The 841-nt window shown below is 36.7% G+C and carries 1 protein-coding gene; it reads left to right on the forward strand.

Going from position 1 to position 841, the window contains the following annotated elements; genetic code table 11:
• A partial coding sequence (locus AJ884_RS09700) for a flagellin hook IN motif-containing protein (protein WP_315940643.1) occupies positions 1-841 on the forward strand: 841 nt, incomplete at both ends.

Consider the following 841-nt stretch of genomic DNA (forward strand, 5'->3'; position numbering starts at 1 on the left):
AAACAGGAGTTAGAGCAACTTATGATGTAAAAACTACAGGGGCTTATGCTATAAAAGCAGGAAGTACTTCTAGTGATTTTGCTATCAACGGGGTAACTATAGGCAAGGTTGATTATAAAGATGGGGATGAAAATGGTTCTTTGATCTCAGCTATCAATGCGGTTAAAGACACAACAGGAGTTCAAGCTTCTAAGGATGAAAATGGTAAGCTTGTTCTTACTTCAGCTGATGGTAGAGGGATTAAAATCACTGGAGATATAGGAGTTGGTTCTGGAATTTTAGGAACACAAAAAGAAAATTATGGAAGATTATCTTTAGTAAAAAACGATGGTAGAGATATTAACATCAGCGGAACCAATCTTAGTGCTATAGGTATGGGAACAACTGATCTTATTTCTCAATCTTCAGTATCTTTAAGAGAGTCTAAAGGTCAAATCGATGCAAATATAGCGGATGCAATGGGCTTTAATTCCTTTAAAGGCGGAGGAAAACAAATTTTAGTAGGTTATTCTTCTGTTTCAGCTTATATGAGTTCTGAAGGTTCAGGATTTTCTGCTGGTTCAGGATTTTCTGAGGGCAGTGGCAAAAATATGTCAGCTTTATTAACAGATTCTCTTGTTACTATTTCAGCAATGTCTAGTGCTAGCAATGTTTATACCGTTTCTAAAGGTTCAGGTTTTTCAGAAGGTTCAGGAAATTCTCAATTTGCTACTTTAAAAACTTCAGCAGGCAATATGGCTGGAACAGTAGATAAGAGTGCGGGTGTAACTACTCTTAAAGGTGCTATGGCTGTAATGGATATAGCTGAAACTGCTATAACCAATCTTGATCAAATCAGAGC

Source organism: Campylobacter sp. BCW_6463, from assembly GCF_001762785.1.
Lineage (GTDB): Bacteria > Campylobacterota > Campylobacteria > Campylobacterales > Campylobacteraceae > Campylobacter_D > Campylobacter_D jejuni.